Origin of the sequence: Planococcus sp. ANT_H30 (assembly GCF_008369335.1) — a bacterium.
Lineage (GTDB): Bacteria > Bacillota > Bacilli > Bacillales_A > Planococcaceae > Planococcus > Planococcus kocurii.
On the sequence record NZ_VOBJ01000012.1, the window covers coordinates 52,315 to 71,614 of the forward strand.

19 protein-coding genes are annotated in these 19,300 nt (G+C 40.6%); 15 read left to right on the plus strand and 4 right to left on the minus strand.

Translation table 11 applies throughout. The features are described 5' to 3' along the window. Window positions 1–38: 38 nt before the first annotated feature. From FQ085_RS16920 to FQ085_RS16935, 4 genes are all read right to left on the minus strand, one after another. Window positions 39–1,010: a class F sortase gene (locus FQ085_RS16920; protein WP_149457221.1), complete on the minus strand. Its 972-nt coding sequence runs from the start codon at window positions 1,008–1,010 to the stop codon at window positions 39–41. 57 nt (window positions 1,011–1,067) lie between these two features. Further along, the gene (locus FQ085_RS16925; protein WP_149457222.1) at window positions 1,068–2,402 is read right to left on the minus strand and encodes a hypothetical protein; all 1,335 of its coding nucleotides are present in this window, start codon (window positions 2,400–2,402) and stop codon (window positions 1,068–1,070) included. 247 nt (window positions 2,403–2,649) lie between these two features. Then, window positions 2,650–3,468 (minus strand): aldo/keto reductase, encoded by an 819-nt coding sequence (locus tag FQ085_RS16930; protein ID WP_149457223.1) that lies wholly within the window; start codon window positions 3,466–3,468, stop codon window positions 2,650–2,652. A gap of 132 nt (window positions 3,469–3,600) precedes the next feature. Continuing rightward, window positions 3,601–4,419, minus strand: coding sequence for an alpha/beta fold hydrolase (locus tag FQ085_RS16935; protein ID WP_071152828.1), 819 nt, complete (start codon window positions 4,417–4,419; stop codon window positions 3,601–3,603). A gap of 159 nt (window positions 4,420–4,578) precedes the next feature. Here FQ085_RS16935 and FQ085_RS16940 point away from each other — a divergent pair, with 159 nt between their 5' ends. From FQ085_RS16940 to FQ085_RS17010, 15 genes are all read left to right on the plus strand, one after another. Then, entirely contained in the window at window positions 4,579–5,649 is a 1,071-nt protein-coding gene (locus FQ085_RS16940; protein ID WP_149457224.1) for an aldo/keto reductase, read from the plus strand. A 469-nt stretch (window positions 5,650–6,118) separates the two neighbouring features. Further along, window positions 6,119–6,394 (plus strand): hypothetical protein, encoded by a 276-nt coding sequence (locus FQ085_RS16945; RefSeq protein WP_149457225.1) that lies wholly within the window; start codon window positions 6,119–6,121, stop codon window positions 6,392–6,394. 4 nt (window positions 6,395–6,398) lie between these two features. Further along, window positions 6,399–6,710 carry a TIGR04104 family putative zinc finger protein gene (locus tag FQ085_RS16950; RefSeq protein WP_149457226.1) on the plus strand — a complete coding sequence of 104 codons (312 nt, stop codon included), beginning with the start codon at window positions 6,399–6,401 and terminating at the stop codon, window positions 6,708–6,710. Between the two features lie 99 nt (window positions 6,711–6,809). After that, the gene (locus FQ085_RS16955) at window positions 6,810–7,619 is read left to right on the plus strand and encodes a tryptophan-rich sensory protein (RefSeq protein ID WP_149457227.1); all 810 of its coding nucleotides are present in this window, start codon (window positions 6,810–6,812) and stop codon (window positions 7,617–7,619) included. Window positions 7,620–8,742: 1,123 nt separating this feature from the next. Next, complete coding sequence (locus FQ085_RS16960; RefSeq protein ID WP_149457228.1) at window positions 8,743–9,396, plus strand: ABC transporter permease; 654 nt, start codon at window positions 8,743–8,745, stop codon at window positions 9,394–9,396. 18 nt (window positions 9,397–9,414) lie between these two features. Next, the gene (locus FQ085_RS16965) at window positions 9,415–10,407 is read left to right on the plus strand and encodes an ABC transporter ATP-binding protein (RefSeq protein ID WP_149457229.1); all 993 of its coding nucleotides are present in this window, start codon (window positions 9,415–9,417) and stop codon (window positions 10,405–10,407) included. A gap of 4 nt (window positions 10,408–10,411) precedes the next feature. Further along, complete coding sequence (locus FQ085_RS16970) at window positions 10,412–11,149, plus strand: ABC transporter permease (RefSeq protein WP_149457230.1); 738 nt, start codon at window positions 10,412–10,414, stop codon at window positions 11,147–11,149. A 30-nt stretch (window positions 11,150–11,179) separates the two neighbouring features. Continuing rightward, entirely contained in the window at window positions 11,180–12,085 is a 906-nt protein-coding gene (locus FQ085_RS16975; protein ID WP_262499835.1) for an ABC transporter substrate-binding protein, read from the plus strand. An 809-nt stretch (window positions 12,086–12,894) separates the two neighbouring features. Further along, entirely contained in the window at window positions 12,895–13,989 is a 1,095-nt protein-coding gene (locus FQ085_RS16980) for an ABC transporter substrate-binding protein (RefSeq protein WP_058384054.1), read from the plus strand. Further along, window positions 13,979–14,806: an alkaline phosphatase family protein gene (locus tag FQ085_RS16985; protein ID WP_149457231.1), complete on the plus strand. Its 828-nt coding sequence runs from the start codon at window positions 13,979–13,981 to the stop codon at window positions 14,804–14,806. The genes FQ085_RS16980 and FQ085_RS16985 overlap by 11 nt, the downstream gene beginning before the upstream one ends. Before the next feature lie 129 nt (window positions 14,807–14,935). Next, on the plus strand, window positions 14,936–15,712 hold the full coding sequence (locus FQ085_RS16990; protein ID WP_245830301.1) for an ABC transporter permease: 777 nt from the start codon (window positions 14,936–14,938) through the stop codon (window positions 15,710–15,712). After that, entirely contained in the window at window positions 15,712–16,497 is a 786-nt protein-coding gene (locus FQ085_RS16995; RefSeq protein WP_149457232.1) for an ABC transporter permease, read from the plus strand. The genes FQ085_RS16990 and FQ085_RS16995 overlap by 1 nt, the downstream gene beginning before the upstream one ends. Then, the gene (locus tag FQ085_RS17000; RefSeq protein ID WP_149457233.1) at window positions 16,494–17,498 is read left to right on the plus strand and encodes an ABC transporter ATP-binding protein; all 1,005 of its coding nucleotides are present in this window, start codon (window positions 16,494–16,496) and stop codon (window positions 17,496–17,498) included. The genes FQ085_RS16995 and FQ085_RS17000 overlap by 4 nt, the downstream gene beginning before the upstream one ends. After that, window positions 17,495–18,277 carry a DeoR/GlpR family DNA-binding transcription regulator gene (locus tag FQ085_RS17005; RefSeq protein ID WP_149457234.1) on the plus strand — a complete coding sequence of 261 codons (783 nt, stop codon included), beginning with the start codon at window positions 17,495–17,497 and terminating at the stop codon, window positions 18,275–18,277. Before FQ085_RS17000 ends, FQ085_RS17005 begins: the two co-directional genes overlap by 4 nt. After that, window positions 18,277–19,281: a histidinol phosphate phosphatase domain-containing protein gene (locus FQ085_RS17010; protein ID WP_149457235.1), complete on the plus strand. Its 1,005-nt coding sequence runs from the start codon at window positions 18,277–18,279 to the stop codon at window positions 19,279–19,281. Before FQ085_RS17005 ends, FQ085_RS17010 begins: the two co-directional genes overlap by 1 nt. Window positions 19,282–19,300 lie beyond the last annotated feature (19 nt).

Below are 19,300 nucleotides of genomic sequence, written 5' to 3' on the forward strand. Positions count from 1 at the left end.
CACTTTTCTTCGGCATTTTTATTTGAATGATGTGTTTATTAATTCTTTACTGCTAATGCTTTTTTAGATTCGTTCAAGTCAACATCGACAGAAGAGACGTGGTAACGCTTTGTGTCATCTGTTTTAATAGAAACGTTTTTTCTATCAAACAACGAAACAGTTTCAATTTTTTTCAATTCGCCTGTTTGAATATTTTCTTCGTAGATGCGGTAACCGATAATCGCATCGTCACGCACGGCATGCCATGAAAGATTGAAATCAGTAGCGACAACATTTTCTGGAGACGCCGGCTGCTTGTCTGTCACACTAGAATCAGAAACCAATTCAGCTGTCACGACTAAACGTTCTTCGTGAGAGCCGATGTCGCGGTTGTAATCCCCTGTACAAGTAATCAAACTAAGCAGTCGTTTATCTGAGCTACCAAATATTTTTTCGATTGGTGCATCATCTGTTTCATAGCTCGTTAAATTTTTAACTTCGTACATCATTTCACGGCCATCTGGACCTATTACTGTTACAGTTTCTCCGACTTTCACTTTATCGAGTTCATAAAAAACAGCTGGACCCGTTAAACTGTCAACATGTCCTGCTAAAACAGCGTGGCCTTTTGCGCCAGCTTTATAACCAGGCTCGAACCAGCCAACTTGATCTACATCTTCAGGAACTCCCATTTGGCCATTGTCTAAAATACCCGTTGACTCGATAGCTGCATCGACGCCGATTGAGGGAATTTTAATTTGAAAAGGTTCCATCCCCTGTATGCTTTGCTGACGTTCGCGTTGTAGCATTTGTAATTTTTCACGTTGTTCCGGAAGAATGGGGAACTCAGCAATCTTATCAACATAATTGCCTGTTACTTCTTCTTTCTTAGGAACTTCTTTTTTCTCTTCAATTTTTTTGACCTGCTCCATCTGCTCTTCAAAAGTCGGGCTAGCGGCCAAAGGTTTCAATAGGATAAACAAAGCAAGACATAAAATTACGGCTGTAGTTATAGTGACAAGCTGCTTCATTTGTCATTCCTCCTTTCCAATCGGGAAAAGAGAGAGCAATTCGCTCTCTCTGAAATTTTACTGCTGATTTTTTGTTTGGCGATAAGTAATTGTACCAGCTGCCAAAAGAATCAGTGTGCTTAATGTAATCCAAAGAATCATCGAGTTCGATTGGTTAGCCGTACCACCTAGTCCAGTGGCTGGCATTTGTTCAGGTGCAGTGTTTTCAAAGTTCTCAGGGAATTGATCAACAACTGCGCCACTCAATCCTTTACCGATATCGAACATAATTGCATAACCTGTACGGTATGTTTCGTAAGACATTTCGTAGTCACCCGATACGTATTGTTGGAACGTGTCGATAACTGAAGTTTCATGTGCTTTTACGCCTGCAATTGTTTCATCTAAAGGCATGCGGTCTTCTGTTGCGCTGTTTAAGAATGTTCCAAGGTCCGTTGCAAATGTGTTAGTCAACGTAGCAGTCGCTTCGTCAGCAGCTTCTTTGTCGTCAGCAGCTACAGCGATAACAAGATCACCTTGAACGGAAATGTGTTGGTTGTTCCAAAGTTCAACAAATTGGTTGCTGGCTTCTTCACCATAAACAGAAGCAAGTGCTGCACGAAACTCTTCTGTATTTTGATCCTGTGCCCAATCGGCAAAGTCAAAGTCTTCAGCACCATTATACCCTTTTGTCATGCTCAATTGTGCTAAAGCGAAATGCTCAGCAGCAATGCGGTTTACAGTGGAACGGAAATCACCAGCTGGTGTGTTTGGATCTGAAAACTGATCCGGGAACTGAGTCGAAATGGCACCACTGATAGCGCTTCCGGCTCCGAAGATTTGTGTGAAACCATCTAGGTAAGACGTATAAGCCGCAACATAATCTCCTTCTACGTAAAGATCAAATGTATTTTGGACAAAATCTTCGTGCTCGCGAAGAGCTGCAGTTGCGCCGTCTTCAGGAAGATTGCCTTCTGTCGCTGTGCCAAGAAATGCGCCCATGTCATCAACAAAAGATTGAATTTCGTCTAACGCTTCTTCTTTCATTGCGTCATCGCCATCTCTAACTGCCGCAGCGTAATCGTCTGTTCCTGTGTTATGTTTGTCAAAAATTTCCACAAATGCCGCTCCGCCTTCTTCACCGTATACAGAAGCAATCACCGGCTCCATGTCCGCTGCGTTCTCATCAAGCGCTGCAATTGCCGCTTCTGCTGCTCCGTCTTCATCGTAAATTTTCATCATCGAATCGACAGCCAATGCGTAATGCTCCGATAATAATGAGTCCAATGTTGCGCGAAGTTCCACGCCCGTCGTTTCAGTTGGTGATGCTTCAGCCGCCAATACGTTTGTTGCCATGCCTGGTATTAAAAGCGCTGCCCCTAATACAGGTACTAAGATTTTATTCCATTTCATAATAAAAACACTCCTCTTTTTTTAAGTTCTTATAGACATAACGGAGAGGGTTTAAATTTAGATCACATTTTAATTGAAAAATTAGCAGGGAATTTCTTTTCGACAGTAAATGGCGTGATTTGGACAGTATTCAGTCTCATTTGGACAGTATTTGTTCTAATTCGGACAGTATATCCAATTAACTGGAAATAAAGGTGCGAAAAAATGAAATTCTCTTGAAAAAAACGCCCGAGGGCGGTTTTTATCACTATTCAGCGCGGATATCTTCAAAAGCATCTAGTATTTGAACATCTTCTGGAGAAATAGTGAAATCCAATTGGCTATTTTCTAAGATGCGTTCTTCGTTTGTCGATTTCGGAAGGGGCAAGGTGTTTTTTTCTAAACAATAACGAATGCACAATTGCGCAGGCGTTACGTCATATTTTGTAGCCATTTTCTTGAGTTTAGGACTATCCAAAATTTGACCAGTCGCCAGCGGAGAATAAGCTTCGACCACCATATTATGCTTTGCACAAAACGCTAGCAAGCTCTTTTGATCGCGCCCGACATAAAACGGAATTTGATTCGCCATTGGTACAATTTCGCAAGCATCGATAAGTGCTTGAATATCGCTTTCCGCAAAATTGGAAACACCGATTGCGCGGATTTTGCCTTCTTTATAAAGCTTCTCCATTGCTTTCCACGATTCAATATTGCCTTCTGTGCAATCTTTGCCAATGTCATCCCAAGGCCACGGCGCATGAATCAAATAAAGATCCAAGAAATCCACGCCGAGATTTGAAACGGTTTCTTCAAAAGCCACTAGAGTCGCTTCATATCCTTTTGTTTGGGCAGGAAGCTTACTAGTAATAAAAACGTTTTCCCGGGAAATATCAAAATCTTTAATCGCCTTGCCGACATTTTCTTCATTCTTATATGCTAACGCCGTATCAATATGCGTGTAGCCAGTTTTCAATGCAATGGTCACTGCACTGTAAGCTTCTTCGTTTGGAATTTGCCACGTACCAAAGCCGATATTGGGAACTGCAACCCCATTATGAAATGTGAAAACTTGATCGTTTGCCATTAAATAATTTCCTCCTTTTGATTTAGCAACTGGGTGTGAAATATAAGCTGTTTAAAAAAGTTATAAACAATAAAACAAGGCACCTCGATTTGTCGTCCAGGTGCCCAGTAGGTTTAATGTTGCGCAGGTTCTTTAGTTTTCATCAGAACTCTTAAGGAAATTTAACAACTCATTATTGAAACGCTCTGGTTCATCTGCGTTGATGCCATGTCCGCTGTCTTCGAAAGGAACGAGCACTGAATTGGGGATTTGTTTGTCCATTTCTTCAGCCAGTTCGTAAGCACAGATCTGATCTTTTTTCCCGTGGAAAATAGCCGTTGGCACAGTAATGCCTGCTAACTCGTCGCGCAAGTCCTCATCTCTTAAGGCAATCGCGGATTTAATGGTTGAGTGAGCACCGGCTTCGAGTCCAAGCGTTTGGAACCAATGCAGAAATTCCGGTGATTTTTTCTGTTCAAAGAACATATCCGCGAATTGCCCAAGAAATGCCGGACGATCTTCTTTAAGTTGATCAATAATGCCGTCTACTTCTTCCGGCTTCAAGTTGTGTTTAAAATCATCGCGTTGCGTAAATAATGGAGCCGCTGCTGCTAATAGCATCAGTTTATCGACGCCTTGCTGATTGAAATTTGTTAAGTAACGAATGGCAATCGGACCGCCCATGGAAAATCCGGCAAGCACAAAATGATCAAGTTTTAAATAATCGACAACCGCTTTGACATCGTTCGCTGCCATGTCGTAATCGTAGCTCGACCACGGCTTGTCTGATTTCCCGTAACCTCTGAGATCAATGCCGATAAATCGAAAGTTTTGCTCCGCAAGCACGCTTACTTGCGACTCAAATGCTTTGCTATTTAAAGGCCAGCCGTGAATAAAGACGACCGGTTGCCCCGATCCAATGTCTTCCACATAAACGTTTACGCCATCTTCCACTTCAATATAATGTCCCACTTAGTTCTCCTCCTTTAATGTAAAACAGTATTAATGTAGAACTTCCCGTTGTCGAATTAAAGTAAACAATTGGAAATGGAAAGCCTGGCTTTTCAGTTTAGCTGGAGATGGTCGGGGGAATCTAATTAGTAGAAAATACAGATTCAGAAGGAGGCAATTATGGATTATATCTATTTAGGAAACTCAGGCTTGCAGGTTCCGAAGTACATACTTGGAACGGTTCCTTTTAGCGGGACAAATGGCTTTGACGCTGCAGGCAATATCGACGAAAAAACAGCACGGCGCATGGTAGACATGTCACTTGAGGCCGGCATCAACATGTTTGATACTGCCAATTTGTATTCAAAAGGCGATGCAGAGCGCGTGTTGGGATCAGCCATTAAAGGGCGCCGTGACGAATTATTGCTAACATCGAAAACAGGCTTTCCACTCGGAGAAAACCCTAACGCAAAAGGAGCTTCAAGAAGCAATATTTTAACATCTATCGACCAATCACTTGAGCGGTTAGGTACAGATTATCTTGATGTCTATTTTGTTCATTTGTGGGACGGGCAAACGCCGGTCGAAGAAACAGTCGAAACTATGACAAGTCTCGTCAAATCCGGAAAAATTCGCCATTGGGGCGTATCAAACTATAGCGGCTGGGCACTGGCGCGAACGTTTACGGTTGCAGAGCAATCTGGCTTTATTCCACCCATTACCCAACAAATTTACTACACACCAGAAGCACGAGAAGCAGAATACGAACTACTTCCCGCAGGCAGTGAGCTTGGCATTGGCTCGATGATCTGGAGTCCACTCGGTGAAGGACTGCTAAACGGCAAAATTGGCCGCAACAAACAAGCACCGGCGAATACACGTCAAGGAGCTGGATGGCCAGAACCGTGGGTGCAAAATCAGGAACGGCTCTACCAAGTAATCGATGCGTTAGAAAGAGTCGCAGCCAATCACAATGCGTCAGTGCCGCAAATTGCTTATGCATGGGTCCGGGACCGGCCAAATGTCGGTCCGATTGTCATCGCTGCGCGCAACGAAGAGCAGCTAAAAGAAAACATTGCTTCTTTTGAAATTCAACTAACACAAGAAGAGCATGACCGCATTGAATCGGTGGCACGACCAGCTCCACTTTATCCGAACTGGCACCGCGCTATGAATTCGTTTGACATGGGCAGCCCGTCTGAAAAAACGTATTTAGCAGGGTATAAACAATCGTTGGGCATTGATGACTAATCCGCAGGTTTAATAAAGAAGAGACGTGGGAATTCTTATATTATAATGAGTACCCCAAAAGACTGCCAGGTCATAAAAAACTGGCAGTCTTTGTTGCGTTAATTGGTGATGTGTCGTTATTTTTTTGTCTAACGAGTTGAATGAAAAGTAATGTTTCTAAAATCATGTAGTCATTTCACCACTTTATATCAATGGCTGAAAAGATCTCGTTCGCTAGTAACTGCTGTGATTCGGACAGTATTCAGTCCCATTCGGACAGTATTTGAGCAAAATCAGACAGTATTTCTATTAAATCGGACAGTATATCCAAATAACTGGAAATGACGAGCGAAAAATAAGTAGAAAATATTGATGTCAATGGGATTTCTCAGTATACGAAGTCTCTGATAATAAAACCTCGAGAAAACCCGAAACTTCTCTTTAATTCGACTCGTAAATACAGGTACAGGAAATAAAAGGAGGCATTATTTTGTGGCCAATCGTATTTACGTTACTAGCAGTCGCAGCATTAAGCATCTCAATCAATAAAATCATCAAAACGAAAGAGACAACCCATACAGACCCTAAAAGTAGAGTGACAGCGATTTGTTTTTTACTAATCAGTATCGTTAACTTAGTCGGCTATTGGTTAAACTTTCTCGGTGTTATCACTATGGCGCTAACCCTAACATTGCTAATCACTGGTGCTTACTTTGTTCGCTATATGCAAACAGATCATCGAGAAAATCAATTGGAGAAGGAGTGAAATCATGCCAACTTGTGAAAATTGTGGTCAAAAATGGCCGTGGAAAACGGGGGTGAAAAATACAGTCAAGTTTCGCAATAAAGCCAAGTGTCCTTATTGCGAAAAGACCCAATACCTCATACCCAAGTCGAGAAAGCTAACCGCCATTTCTAGTTACATGCCAGCACTGCTCATTATCGCATTAACGCTAATTTTAGACCTTGATGGCTTAGGCATTTTCTTTCTTGCAACCGCGTTAATGCTCGTGTTTTTAGGGTTGTATCCATTTATGATGAAACTTTCGAATGACGACCCTATGTCGACTTATAAAATGTAGGGGCTATACTCACTGTTTTGTTTAGTAGAGTGTACATAAGGGAAAACTTATTAAAGCGATGCAATTTTTGAAAACTATAAATCAGGAGGCGCAATCCTTATGGACGAAAAAACACGTAAAAAAACAATGCTGTTCTCCATCTTGAATTTGATTTTTTATTTCCTAACCTTAGGGGTAAATTATCTTGGGTCTTCTGGATTTTTTAATGGCATGAGTCAAAAGGATTTATCAGACAAGTATATGACGCTCATCTCACCGGCACCTTTTACGTTTTCGATTTGGGGCGTGATTTATACGCTACTTCTAGTGACATTGGTTTATTTCTTTATTAAACGAAAGGATCAACATGTTGGTAAACTCATTCGACTGGTATCGCCGTTATTTATTGCCAGTGCAGTATTCAATATGGCGTGGATTATCGTGTTCTCCTACGAATTACTTGGACTTTCAACTTTCCTAATTTTGGGATTGCTGTTTTCATTGATCTTGATCGTCAAAAAGATCACGAACAATCGCTCTCAATTTCCGAGTACGCTGGCAGGCATCAGTTTTACCCTTTACAGCTCATGGGTTTTTATCGCGACAATCGTTAACTCGTCGTTATTTTTAGTCCAACAAGAGTGGGGCGGATTCGGTCTATCCGATTCCATTTGGACAATCATCATTTTATTTGTTGCTATTGGATTTGTGTTCTACTACTTGGCTCTATACAAAAACGCCGCATTTCCACTTCCAATCGCATGGGCTTTCTTTGGTATCTATAGCGCGTACGCGAGCGGGGTATTAGACGCATCGATGATAACAACAATTCAAGCAGTTTTAGTGGCTGGAATCGTCTTATTGTTGATTTCCAGCATATGGACATTTTTTAAAAACGACAAAGCGCTTTTTCCGAGAACAACAAGTTAATAAAAGTAATTAAATAAGAACAGCCACAAAGTCTCCTTTGAAGAGATTTTGTGGCTGTTTTAATTTATCTCTCTACAACTGTTCTTTCAGTAAAAGATTGGGTAGTAGCTTTTTCAAGATTATTGATTTTAATAAGGAGGCTATTTCACAACTTTAACTTAATCTCGTGAAAATTTGATTCGCTAGTAAACAGCGTGATTTGGACAGTATTCATCCCCATTCGGACAGTATTCGCTGTGAAACGGACAGTATTTCTACTAAACTCGACAGTATATCCAAGTAAATGGGAATTATTAGAATGGAATAAGTAGAAAGCATTGATTTCAAAAGAGTTTTCCCAAAATCCAGCCTAAATATAAATTTTCTATCAATACAACCTTTAGGAAACCAAAAATTTTCTTTATTCAGCTCGTAAATAATAAAGAGGACGTTAGTTTGTTGCCAATCATATTCACTTTACTAGCAGTAGGAGCATTTGGAATTTTGCTCATTATAAATCATTCATGGGGGGCACACCCACCTTAAAGGCTCATTACGAAGCGTTATTCTACCATCAACTGACCAATCACTTGAACGATTAGCTCGCTGACTTGGAATCCACTCGGTCAAGGATTAATGGGACGCAATAAAGAAGCGCCTGTCAACACGCAGATGGGTAGCACTTCTGAGAAATCCTATTTGAAAGGGTATAACAGTCGATAGGATTAAGCGAATAATGGAATTTCATAAAAGGCTTTCCGTAAGATCGGAAGCCTTTTTCTATTGAATACACAAGTCGGTGAACCCGCTAAAGTAAGCCTATCGGTAAAAAATGACCTTGAAAAGTATGTTATACTTAAAAATATTAAAGAAACATAATTTCCCAACAACAACAAATTAACGGGTATTTCTATGTGTTAAATAAAGTGAAAATTCTAATGGTTTTGGATTTACGGACAATAAAGACAATTAATGTGCTCTAGTATTCAAAGAATGCGGATTAGATAACTTATGAATGCGGCAGGTTTCCGCGCTCTTAAGTCGTCTTATTTTTTTAACAAGATAAATGCTTTTAACAAGTATAGTTGTCGAATCAAGCTCCAATGCAGCTAGTAGTTTCTAAACATAGAAGGGAGGTGTTTCAATGGAAAAGTGGCTCCGGTTTCTTGAGGTAAACACTCCTCGTATTTTAGAGTTAACAATTGATCATGCTGTGCTGGTGTCTCTAGCAATTGTCGTGGCACTCTTGATTGGTATTCCGCTTGGTATTTACTTAACCACGAACCAGTATTTAGCAGACACAGTTCTTCAAATTGCCTCTATTACATTAACAATTCCCAGCATCGCACTTTTTGGCGTAATGATTCCTATTTTTTCTCTTATCAATCAAGGAATTGGCTTTGTGCCAGCTTTTGTTGCGCTCGTATTGTATTCACAACTGCCAATTATCCGTAATACGTATACCGGCATCAAAAACGTCAATCCAGAAATGCGCGATGCAGCGATTGGCATGGGCATGAAAACGCATCAGCGTTTGTTACGTGTCGAAATTCCAAATGCCATGCCGGTAATTATGGCAGGCGTACGAACAGCTGTCATTATGAATATCGGGATAGCCGTCATCGCTTCGTATATCGGCGCGGGCGGCCTTGGGGTTTTAATTACTCAAGGAATTAGCAGAGGTGACAATTACTTGATCATCAGTGGCTCTATCGCTGTTGCAATACTCGCTGTCATCGCAGATTCTATTTTATTATTGATTCAAAAACGTTTTACCATCAAAGCGTTAACCGATTAACTCTAGAGAGGTGAGCATATGATTTCATTTAAGAATGTAACAAAACGATATGGTGACGAGATCGTAGCTGTCAACGATGTTGATTTTACTGTTGAAGAAGGAAAAATCGTTGTATTGCTCGGTCCTTCCGGCTGTGGAAAAACAACGCTATTGCGAATGGTCAACCGGTTGGAGTCTATTTCAGAAGGCGAAATCATTATTAATAATGAAAACTCTAAAGATTTAGATGCCATCGAGTTAAGAAGGAAAATTGGTTATGTCATTCAAAGCAACGGGCTTTTTCCTAATATGACAATTGAAGAAAACGTTATGCTCGTTCCAGATCTTTTAGGATGGAGCAAAAAAGATAAGCGAGAACGCTTTGAATATTTGATGAAGCTGATTGGGTTAGATGCTAAAGACTACGGCAAGCGTTTTCCGCATGAATTATCAGGCGGCCAGCAGCAACGTATTGGCGTAGTTCGTGCACTTGCGGCTGATCCTCCGGTTATGTTGATGGATGAACCGTTTGGGGCACTCGATCCAATTATTCGAGACAAGATACAAGAAGAGTTTTTACAGATTCAGCGTGAAGTGAAAAAAACGATTCTTTTTGTTAGCCATGATATCGACGAAGCGATCAAAATGGCCGATAAAATCGTACTTTTGCGCAACGGAGAAATTATGCAATTTGATACACCTTCAAAAATGCTGTCACATCCCAAAAATGAATTTGTCTCTCAATTTTTTGGCAAAGACCGCGCCATTAAAAGTTTAAGCTTACACACGGTAGAAGATTTACGAACAATCATTGGACTCGGCGCGGTGGACGAATCGATTCAAGATACAAAAACAATCAATATCCATCAAGATTTGCGCAATACGTTGTCGATGCTGATGAATCAAGAAGCAGATCAAGTAATTGTGAAAAACGATCAGGATGAAAATATTGGCACCATCACAATCGATCTTGTTCAAAAATACCTACATTTCGAAATAAAAGGAAAAATGTCCGCCTCTCAGGAAGGGTGATTCGGTGAACCGTAAAAAATGGATAGGCAATATTGTCAAATACGCGCTTTATGCATTGGTCGCCACATTCTTCATTTGGGCAGTTGCCAATAGCTATTTTGACTATATCTTTACTCAATCAGCAACATTTTTGGTGTTGCTGAGACAGCATGTTGTTTTAGTACTGGTCTCTTCAATTCTCGCTATTTTGATAGCTGTACCAGCAGGCATTCTCATCACTAGACCCAAATTCAAAAAAGCCGAATGGTTGGTTTCCAATGTCGCCAATTTGGGACAAACGATTCCCAGTCTAGCAGTTCTGGCATTAATGATTAGTATTTTAGGTATCGGTTTTAAATCGGCCGTTTTTGCATTGTTTATTTATTCGATCCTGCCAATTTTCAGAAACACAGTGGCAGGCATTGACTCTATTGACAAGAATATGATCGATGCGGCAAAAGGGATGGGAATGAAACCTTATCAGATTTTATTTCGTGTCGAGCTTCCTAATTCGGCTTACTCCATCCTTGCCGGCATCCGAACGGCTGTTGTCTTGAACATTGGTACAGCGGCTCTAGCCTATGTGGTTGGTGCAGGTGGACTTGGTGTTTGGATCTTTACTGGGATTAACTTATTTGATAACGGCTTCCTGATTTCTGGAGCTATCCCCGTAACTTTATTGGCGATTTTAGCTGATTATATTTTGCGTAAAATCGAATATCTCGTTGTGCCAAAAGGATCGAGGCGTATTGAGGAAGCTTAGCAATAGGGATAGGAGGTATTGAAATTTGTCATGAACTTACTCAAACTGGTCCCTCTGCTGATTGCTGCGGTGATCTTGTCGGCCTGTTCAGGAATAGGCGTGACCGGAAAAGAAGTGACGGTCGGGGGAAAAAACTATACGGAACAATACTTACTGTCAGAGATGACGGCATTCTTATTAGTAGATGAAGGCTTTAAAGTCAACCAAATGAACAACCTTGGCAGTAGTGTCGTTCGTTCAGCATTAGAAAATGGTCAAGTAGACATGATGTGGGAATACACGGGAACGGCACTTATTACGTATATGGGCGAAGAATCCATTGCTGACCCCGATGCTGCTTTTGAAAAGGTAAAAGAAAATGATATCAAAAACGACATCCACTGGATGAATATGTCGGGTGTCAACAATACCTATGCGCTCGCGATGAGAAGCGAACAATCAGAAGAACTCGGCATCAAATCCATCAGTGATCTTTCAGACTATGTCAATGAAAATCCTGGAAAGTTGACGATGGCCGCTGATGCTGAGTTTGCAAATCGTTCAGACGGCTTGCCAGGTGTAGAAGAGACCTATGGTTTTGAATTTGGTTCTAGCCAAGTGCGTCAAATGGACTTAGGATTGACGCAACGGACATTAGACAATGAGCAAGTTGACGTTTCAGTAGCCTTTGAAACAGATGCTACGATCAGAAATTATGACTTAGTCGTGTTAGAAGATGACAAACGATTCTTTCCGCCATACCGAGCAGCTGTCGCGATCAATCAAGAAGTGTTTGAAGAGTACCCAGAAATTGAAGAAATTACAGCTCGCTTGGCAGAAAGCCTAAACAGCGACATTATGAGAGAACTGAATTATCTCGTCGATATTGAAGGGCAAAGTGTTTCTGTAGTTGCTTACGACTGGCTTGTTGAAAATGACTTTTTAGAAGAAGAGTAGCTGGCTGTAAAGTAGAAAAAGAGAAAAACGTACTCTGTTTAGAGCTGTTACAAAGCTCTAAATGAAAGTGCGTTTTTTTGTGGGGAAATTTGTAACGTTGTATACCAAATTGTGTCTGGTTTTTACAATAAGGGATGAGTGTAAACATTTTTTATGTGACTAATAGATTATCTAAATTAAACCAGCCACCAGATTTCTTTGGAAGAGATTTTTATGGTTGGTTTTAGTTGAGGCTAGGATCTGTTTTTAATTCGCTAGTAAACAGCGTGATTTGGACAGTATTCATCCCTATTCGGACAGTATTCGCTGTGAAACGGACAGTATTTCTACTAAACTCGACAGTATATCCAAATAAATGGGAATTATTAGAATGGAATAAGTAGAAAGCATTGATTTCAAAAGAGTTTCACACCACATACGAAATCTATGGCGATAAAACCGCTACAAAATCCGGAATTTCTCTTCATTCCGCTCGTAATTACGAAAAAAGGATGCACTATTTTGTGGCCAATCGTAGTTACGCTACTAGCAGTTGTAGAATTAGGCATCTCGCTTAATAAAATTATAAAAATAATGGAAGATGATAAAACCTGTGGGAACAAAAAAACACTGAATTTAGCGCTATTTTAAAGCTCTAAATTCAGTGTTTTTTTATATTGAAATAAAGAAGTAACCCTATATGTTCTTCACACTCTCTTAACAATCTTTACGAATCATTAGTAAAGCCTCCATACTGGCTCAATGTTTGTTCGTTATGATTATTAGTGTAATCAAACAAAAACAAACAAAAACAAATAGGGGGTTTCATAATGGTCTTTAAGCAAATTTTAAAAAAGAGTGTGTTGGGAATTATGGCAGTAAGTGTATTGGCGGCATGCTCTGGTGATAAAGAAAGTGTAAGTGCACAAGTTGATGGAAATTCCTTAACGAAAGAAGAAGTCATCGAAAAAGCAAAAGTAGAAGGCGAAGTAAATTCTGTCGGCATGCCTGACACATGGGCAAACTGGGTAGAAACGTGGAGTGAAATAGAAACTGAGTTTGACATAACTCATACCGATACAGATATGTCGAGTGCAGAAGAATTGGCAAAGTTCGAAGCGGAAAAAGACAATGCTTCTGCTGATATTGGCGATGTCGGAGTGGCATTTGGACCCATTGCTGAAGAAAAAGGATTGACACAAGCGTATAAAACAAGTTACTGGGAGGATATTCCGGAATGGGCAAAAGATGATGAAGGGCATTGGATCGTTGGCTATACCGGAACGATGGCATTCCTAACCGATACCAACAATGTTGAAAATCCCCCGAAATCTTGGGAAGACCTTAAAAACGGTGAGTATATCGTAAGCATTGGTGATGCCTTAACGGCAAATCAAGCACAATTTGCTATTTTAGGGGCAGCAATGGCTTTTGGTGGAGATGAAAATAATCTGCAACCAGGCATCGACTTTTTTGCGGAATTGGCGGAACAAGGACGTTTGCAAGGAGATCCAACAGTCGCAAACCTTGAAAAAGGCGAGATTGATGTTGCCATCATGTGGGATTTCAATGCATTAGGCTATAGCAATCAAATCGATGAATCCCGATTTGATATTGTCATTCCTGAAGAAGGATCCATTATGTCAGGTTACGCTACAGTAATTAACAAGTATGCTCAAAATCCTCATGCTGCGATGTTGGCAAGAGAGTATATTCTGTCAGATGAAGGACAAGAAAATTTAGCAAAGGGCTATGCTCGTCCTATTCGTGAAAATGTAGAACTTTCATCAGAAGTAAAAGCAATGCTATTACCGGATGAAATGTATACCAACACACAGCCAGTTAAAGACCAAGCGGCTTGGGAAGAAGCAACCAAGAATATTCCTCAAATGTGGCAAGAACAGGTATTAATCCATGGCAACTAATCGCGTGGTTCTGATTGTTATAGATGCTCTTCGGTTTGATACGGCTTGTAGCCATATGGGTTATTTACAACATTTAGTAGAACATGAAAAAGCTGCGCGTTATAAAGTGCGCTCAGAAGTTCCATCACTTTCCAGGCCTTTATACGAAACCATTTTGACAGGTACACCTCCTGTCGTCCATGGGGTTAACAGCAATCGAACGGTACGGTTATCCACGCAACAAAGTTTATTCCATTTGGCGAAAGACGGCGGGAAAACAACGGCCGCTGCCGCCTATCATTGGGTAAGTGAATTGTATAATTCCGCTCCTTTCAATGAAATTCAAGATCGCATTCAACTAGATACGGAATTGCCGATTGAAAATGGATTTTTTTACTTTGAAGATCATTACCCCGATAGCCATTTGTTTGCGGAAGCCTCGTGGCTCATGGAAAAAAAACAACCTGATTTTCTTTATATTCACCCGATGAACGTAGATGATGACGGTCACAAATTTACTGCAGATTCAAAAGAATACCGGAATCGGGTACTTGCTGTGGATGCATTGCTATCAACGTTTATCCCGTTGTGCAAAGAAAGAGGGTACGACATTATTATTACGGCGGATCATGGAATGACGGCAGATGGCAATCATGGCGGAAATACAGCGGAAGATCGCCATGTGCCATTGTTTATTGTCTCAGAAAAAATAACTGCGGGAATAGCGGATGAACTCGTTTCACAATTGATGATTGCGCCGCTAGTCTGTCAGTTATTAGAAATCGAACCGTCAAAAGCTATGTTGCCGCTACAGCTAGAGGAATGTCAGCGGGCTTAACGAGCAGTACTTGAGAGGATTCCTAAACATAGAAAAAAGTAAAATAACAATTTTAATGGAAGCAGTGATCATTTGACACCTAAAAATAAATCCTTATTTTTACTTATTCCGTTCATGCTATTAATCGTGATGTTTTTTGTTTTGCCTTTAGTGAATATGTTCTTATCGAGTTTTACTGACAGCGAGGGCTTTACGTTAAATCAGTACAAAACGGTTTTGTTCAACAGCTATATCTTACAAGGATTCAAAAACAGCATTACGTTATCGGCTGTTTCTGCGCTTGTCGCGCTTGTCGTTTCGTTATTTGCGGTTTACGCAATGATGCGCTTTACAGATCCCGTAAAAGAGCGAATTTTAGTCATGATTAATTTGACATCGAATTTTTCAGGTATTCCACTGGCTTTTGCATTTATTGTGTTGCTTGGCAACAGTGGGCTGTTTACCTTATTGTTTGAGAAATGGAACATAGATGCGCTTGCTTCTTTTTCTCTATATAGCTGGAGCGGCTTGCTACTGATTTATATCTATTTTCAGTTGCCATTATCCCTCATGCTGCTGTATCCGATTTATTATGGAATTCAACAGCAATGGAAAGAAGCTGCTGCCTTATTAGGTGCGAATACAGTTCAATTTTGGATGAAAATCGGTATTCCAGTGATGCTCCCAGGAATTGTGGGGACTTTTAGTGTGTTGTTTGCGAATGCAATGGGCGCTTATGCGTCGGCCTATGCGTTAACGGGAAGTGACTATAATTTAGCAGCTATCCGAATCGGAACGTTGCTATCGGGTGATATTTTTGCCCAACCGGAACTGGCCAGTGCCATCGCCGTGTTACTTGGAGCCACGATGATTTCGGCAATGGTTCTCAGTGAATGGAGCATTAAGAAAACGAGGAGAAATTTATGATGAAGAAAAAGGGAGTAGCTGACTTGTTCTTGCTGTTTCTCATGTTGTATTTACTATTGCCCATTGTGGCCACTGCGCTTTATGCTTTTGCGACGGAATGGAACAGGACAGTTTTACCAGAAGGGTTAACTTTTAAATGGCTCGCGATTCTATTTCAAGACGTGGAGTTTATCCAAGCGTTTGGACGTTCGGTATTGTTGTCAGGGAGTGCTGTAGTTCTTGCTTTTTTTTTCGTAGTCCCCGCAATATTTGTGATTGTGCTGTATTTTCCGAAATATGAAAAATGGATGCAAACCATTGTTGTGTTAGTTTACGCGTTCCCGGGTGTTATTTTAGCGGTTGGCTTGATCCGTACATATACGCAACTAGGTATACCGATGATTTTTGCAGTGCTAGGAGTCTATGTCATCAGTATTTTTCCGTACATTTATCAAGGAACTCGCAACAGTCTTAGAAATGTTAATGCCAAACAATTATTAGATGCAGCGGAATTATTAGGTGCTTCAAAACGTCAAGCTTTTGTAAAAGTCTTGCTGCCGGCCATATATCCAGGATTATTTGTTGGTGCTTTGTTATCGTTCTCGATTTTATTTGGAGAATTTGTGCTGATTAACTTAGTTGTCGGCTCGCGATTTGAAACCGTTCAAATTTACTTGATGGAAAAATTGAGTACAAGCGGACATATAGCAAGTGCCGTTGTCTTTGTTTATCTTGTTTTAATGGGGATTTTGACATTGGCGATCTCCGTGTTGACTAAACAATCGAAAGGTCTGGTGAAGTCATGAGTTATGTTCAAATAGAAAACTTGCAAAAAAATTACGGCACCTCGACGGTTCTTTCTTCGATTGATATGTCGATTGAAAGAGGAGAATTCGTTACCCTTTTAGGACCGAGCGGTTGTGGAAAAAGCACCATTTTACGAATACTGGCAGGGTTAACAGAAGCAACGTCTGGTAGTGTGAAAATTGAAGACAAAAACATGGAAAAAGTTCCGACCAAAAAACGTGAAATAGGCATGGTGTTTCAATCCTACGCCTTGTTCCCTAATATGACAGTGCATGAAAATGTAGCGTTCGGCTTAACGATCAATAAAACACCTACGGCAGAAATCAAAAAAAGAGTGAAAGAAATTTTAGAAGTTGTTCACCTATCCGATAAAGAAAAAGCATATCCTCACGAATTATCCGGCGGTCAACAGCAACGAGTTGCTTTAGCGCGTGCGTTAATCGTTAAACCGAAAGTGTTACTTTTAGATGAGCCATTAAGTGCGTTAGATGCACAAATTCGAAAAAAACTGCAAGCGGATCTGCGTTCGATTCAAAGTCAAATGGGGATTACGATGATTCTCGTGACGCATGACCAAGAAGAAGCGATGGCCGTCTCTGACAAGATTTTCGTCATGAATAAAGGCGAAATTGCGCAATGTGGAACGCCTACTGATATTTACACGAAGCCCCAAACTGAATTTATTGCAAATTTTATCGGACATTACAATGTTTTCAGCAAAACACAATTAGAAGAGCTGATTGGAAAAAACTTAACGAAAATAGGCGATAAACTAGCCATTCGTCCGGAAGCAATATCGTTTGAAGGAACTGACGCTGACTACCGGATAAAAGCGGTTGCTAAAAAATCAGTCATGAGTGGAAATGTTATTCGAACGGTTTTTCTGTCAGGAGACCGTGAGTTTTCTGTCGAACAATTGCACCGTCGCGGACAGTCTATCAAAGTTGGAAAAGAATACGACTGCTATATCTCTCCGGAAGATGTGATTTATCTGCAATGACCTACTTAAAAATGGAGAGATTTCAATACATAGTTAAGCAATTACAAGAAAAACAGAAAATATCGGTTATGGATATTGCCGAACAGCTGGACGTCGCACCAGAAACGATACGTAGAGATTTGGGCGAATTGGAAAACCGCCAATTATTAACTCGAGTTCACGGAGGGGCTATTCCGTTTTTGAAACTTCGAACGGAACCGCAGTTTAAGCGGAAACTGGATATGCAAAAAAGAGTCAAGCAACTAATTGCAAAAGCCGCTGCTAGCCGCATTGAAGATGGGGATACCATTGGCGTTGATGTAGGAACGACCACTGTGCATTTGGCCGATTATTTGGAGGGCGTGCACAACTTAACGGTCGTAACAAATTCGCTTGCTGCTGCCGAACGTTTTAATCTAGCATTAGAAGAAAGGCGGATAACGGGAAAAGTATTGTTACTCGGAGGCATCACCAATCCGGCACAGTCTTCAGTGGCAGGACCGGTAACTGTCGAGTGGTTAACGAAAATGAGTCTCGACAAAGTTTTTTTATCGTGTGGCGGAGTGAAAAATGGAACTGTTTTTGACTTTGATATGGATGAATCAATCGTATCGTCAAAGATGGTGAAACAAAGCAACAGCAGGATCTTATTAACTGATGCAACTAAGATCGGAGAACAATCGTTTTACAGCATCTGCAGTTTGGACGAACTAACAGAATTGCTCTGCGATCAATCGTGTCCAGAAGACTGGTCGGAATACGAGTCGCTGTGGACAGTCGTGAAAGGTGGAGTAGAATAATGAAAATGGATTTTCATGTTCACTTAGAAGAAGGGCCCTATACAGTCAAGTGGTTGGAACGAACGGCTAAAACTTTGTCATCTTTTGGAGCACCGGCCGATTTAGAAAAAGGGTCAAAAGCATTTATGCGCTGGCAAACAAAGCAATTGCAAAAGCGAGTTGACCACGGTTGCTTTAGCAGTTTTTGGTTGGATTTGTATTTAGAAAAAGCAAAGCAATTAGGCTTGAAGAAAGTTGGCATCGTGGATCATTTATACCGCTTTAAAGAAACTCGGAGTTATTTTGAAAAGAATATGATTTTGGATCCTACACACCCAATCGGAAGGGTTCAATCAGCGTGGTTAAATCATGTCATGACCGAAAATATGGCTGATTTTGTTGAGGTGATCGAAAAAGAAAAAGAAAAATGGCGGCTGCAAGGAATTGAGTTAAAACTCGGAATAGAAGCGGATTATTTTGAAGGATGCGAAACGGAACTAACCGAATTATTAGGAGAATACGCGTGGGATTTTGTTATCGGATCTGTTCACTTTGTCGATGGTTGGGGATTCGATAATCCTCAAACTGCGGATGTGTTTCTAAAATATGATCTAAAAGAATTGTATAATCGGTTTTACATCATAGTAGAAAGCGCAATTCGTTCAGAGTTATTTGATTTTGTCGCTCATTTGGACAACTTAAAAGTCTTTAACTACCAAGTACAAGATATAAGCTTCAACCAAGTATGGCATGAAAAGATAGCCAACGCACTTGTCGAAACAAACACGGCAACTGAAGTGAATGCGGGGCTGTATTATCGGTATCCAGTAAAAGAGATGTGTCCAGGACCTTCTTTTTTAACAACTTTAGTAGAACGAGGAGTCGAATTTACCTTATCTTCTGATAGCCATTACCCCGACGATCTTGGGAATTACACTGCGGATAACAAGGAAATGTTGAAAAAACTAGGTGTGAAAAGCTTAGTAAGCTTTGATCAGCGAGCAAAAAAATCCCATCTTATCTGATTTAGCGACCCTAAAAACG